The sequence below is a fragment of the Caenispirillum salinarum AK4 genome (assembly GCF_000315795.1).
Lineage (GTDB): Bacteria > Pseudomonadota > Alphaproteobacteria > Rhodospirillales > Rhodospirillaceae > Caenispirillum > Caenispirillum salinarum.
The window spans coordinates 1-2,379 of record NZ_ANHY01000055.1; the positions used below are offsets into that span (position 1 = coordinate 1).

Annotated in this window: 3 protein-coding genes; all 3 read left to right on the plus strand. The window is 70.0% G+C overall.

Annotated features, from left to right (window positions below):
• Positions 1-84 precede the first annotated feature (84 nt).
• Genes tnpA through tnpC form a run of 3 tightly spaced genes read left to right on the plus strand, consistent with a single transcriptional unit; the run spans position 85 to position 2,348 of the window.
• Positions 85-432 carry an IS66 family insertion sequence element accessory protein TnpA gene (gene tnpA / locus C882_RS22655; protein ID WP_052000272.1) on the plus strand — a complete coding sequence of 116 codons (348 nt, stop codon included), beginning with the start codon at positions 85-87 and terminating at the stop codon, positions 430-432.
• On the plus strand, positions 429-779 hold the full coding sequence (gene tnpB, locus C882_RS22660; protein WP_009543023.1) for an IS66 family insertion sequence element accessory protein TnpB: 351 nt from the start codon (positions 429-431) through the stop codon (positions 777-779). The genes tnpA and tnpB overlap by 4 nt, the downstream gene beginning before the upstream one ends.
• Before the next feature lie 48 nt (positions 780-827).
• Positions 828-2,348, plus strand: a complete 1,521-nt coding sequence (gene tnpC, locus C882_RS22665; protein WP_009543024.1) for an IS66 family transposase — start codon at positions 828-830, stop codon at positions 2,346-2,348.
• Positions 2,349-2,379 lie beyond the last annotated feature (31 nt).

Genomic DNA, 2,379 nt, shown 5'->3' on the forward strand with positions numbered 1-2,379 from the left:
TCGTAAGCGTCCGGCCTCCCCACCTTCAAACGTAGTTACGGCCGTGCCTGAGATGGTCCGTGTTTCAGGAAACGGAGACGGATCATGCGCGGGATGACGCACGAGGAGAGCCGGCGGTTCTGGGCGGAGAAAGTAGAGGCGTGGCGGTCGAGCGGGTTGTCGCGCCGGGAGTTCTGCCGCCGTGAGGGCGTGTCGGCGGCGACGTTCATCCGGTGGGCCAATCGGCTCGCCGGGGAGAGCAAGACGGATCAGGAGACCTCTGCGTCCGCGGCTTTCGTTCCGGTGCGGATTTCCGAGCCGCCTCCGGTGGAGGCCCAGACGGCATCGCCGGGGATGGAGATCGTCACGCCGCGCGGCTTCGTCGTGCGGGTGCCGGAGGGCGTGAAGGCGGCTCACCTGCGGGCTGTCCTGGCGGCGGTGCGGGATCTGTGATCGGCCTGCCGCCCGGGGTGCGCATCCATCTGGCCGCACGACCGGTGGACATGCGCAAGGGCTTCGACGGCCTCTCCGTTCTCGTCCAGGAGGAGTTGCGGCGCGATCCCTTCAGCGGCCACATCTTCCTGTTCCGTGGGAAACGCGGCGACCGGCTCAAGGCGCTCTACTGGGACGGCAGCGGCCTGTGCCTGTTCGCCAAGCGCCTGGAGCAGGGGCGCTTCCCATGGCCGCCGCCCGCCGACGGGGTCGTCGTCTTGAGCGCGGCGCAGCTCTCCATGCTGCTCGACGGGATCGACTGGCGGCGGGTGAAAGGCCCGGTCAAAGCGCCGGAAGTCGCTGGATAACCTCACGTTTCCGCTGCTTGCCGAGAGCCGTCATGGTATCATCCGACCATGCGCTTCGACCTCCGGACCCTGCCGACCGACGTCCCCCTCCTGCACAAGGTGGTGCAGGACATGTCGGCCGTTCTGGAGGAGAAAGACGGCGAGATCGAGCGGCTGAAGGCCCAGATCGAGAAGCTGCGGCGGACCCAGTTCGGCCGCCGGTCGGAGAAGACCGACCCCGACCAGATGGATCTCTGGGTCGAGGCCCTGGAAGAGGACAAGGCGCAGGCCGAGGCCGAACGCGAAGCCGCCGCCCCGGCGCCGGCCGGAGAGAAGCCGGCCCGGCGGCCCTTGCCGGCGAGCCTGCCGCGCACGGAGACGCTGCACGACATCGCGCCGGACGACCGCTGCCCCTGTTGCGCCGGTCCCGTCCGCTGCATCGGTGAGGACGTGACCGAGGAACTGGACTACGTCCCGGCGCGCTTCCAGGTTATCCGCCACCGGCGGCCCAAGTACGCCTGCCGTTCCTGCGACACCGTGCTCCAGGCGCCGGCCCCGGTGCTTCCCATTGCGCGCGGCCGGGCGAGCGCCGGTTTCCTGGCCCAGATCCTGGCGGCAAAGTATTGCCGCCACATGCCGCTCTACCGCCAGGCAGAGATGTACGCCGCCGAGGGCCTCGAGATCGAGCGTTCGACCCTGGCGGACTGGGTGGCGCGGGCAGCGCTCCTGCTGACGCCGCTGGTGGAGCGGCTGAAGGCCAGCGTGTTCGCCTCGCCGGTGCTGCACACCGACGATACCGTGGTGCCGGTGCTCTACCCCGGCAGCGGCAAGACCAAGACGGGCCGCCTGTGGGTCTACCTGCGCGACGGGCGCCCGTGGGGCGATGACCGGCCGCCGGCGGCGGTCTACTTCTACTCGCCGACCCGCCAGGGCAAGGAGCCGCGCCAGCACCTGCGCGACTTCCAGGGCCACCTGCACGCCGACGGCTTCAGCGGCTACGATGCGCTCTACGCCGATGGCCGCATCCAGGAAGTCTCGTGCTGGGCCCACGCCCGGCGTAAGTTCTTCGATGTTCACGAGGCGACGAAGGCGCCGCTGGCCGCCGAAGCCCTGCGGCGGATCGCCGAGCTGTATACCGTCGAGCAGGACATCTCCGGCAAGCCGCCCGACGAGCGGCGCTCGGTCAGGCAGGCCAGGGCGGCACCGCTGCTGGCCGACTTCAAGGCTTGGCTCGACGAGCAGATCGGCCGCCTGCCGCCCCGCGGCGAGCTGGCGAAGGCGATGGCCTATGCCCGCAAGCGCTGGGACGGCCTGACCCGCTACGTCGAGGACGGCCGCCTGTCCATCGACAACAACGCCGCCGAACGCGCCATGCGCACGCCGGTTCTCGGGCGCCGCAACTGGTTGTTCGCCGGCTCCGACAAGGGAGGCGAGCGGGCGGCCATCATCTACAGTGTCGTGGAGACCTGCCGCCTGAACGGCATCGACCCGCTGGCTTGGCTTCGCGATGTCCTGGCGCGGCTGCCGACGCACGATGCGGATCGCCTCGACGACCTGCTGCCGGGAGCCTGGGCTCCTGCATCACCCTGACCGATCCTGGGTGACGGCCGGACGCTTACCG

What these genes read in the sequence shown, in the direction of transcription:
- tnpA (WP_052000272.1), top strand. Translation starts at nt 85, where the DNA reads ATGCGCGGGATGACGCACGAGGAGAGCCGGCGGTTCTGGGCGGAGAAA.
- tnpC (WP_009543024.1), top strand. Translation starts at nt 828, where the DNA reads ATGCGCTTCGACCTCCGGACCCTGCCGACCGACGTCCCCCTCCTGCAC.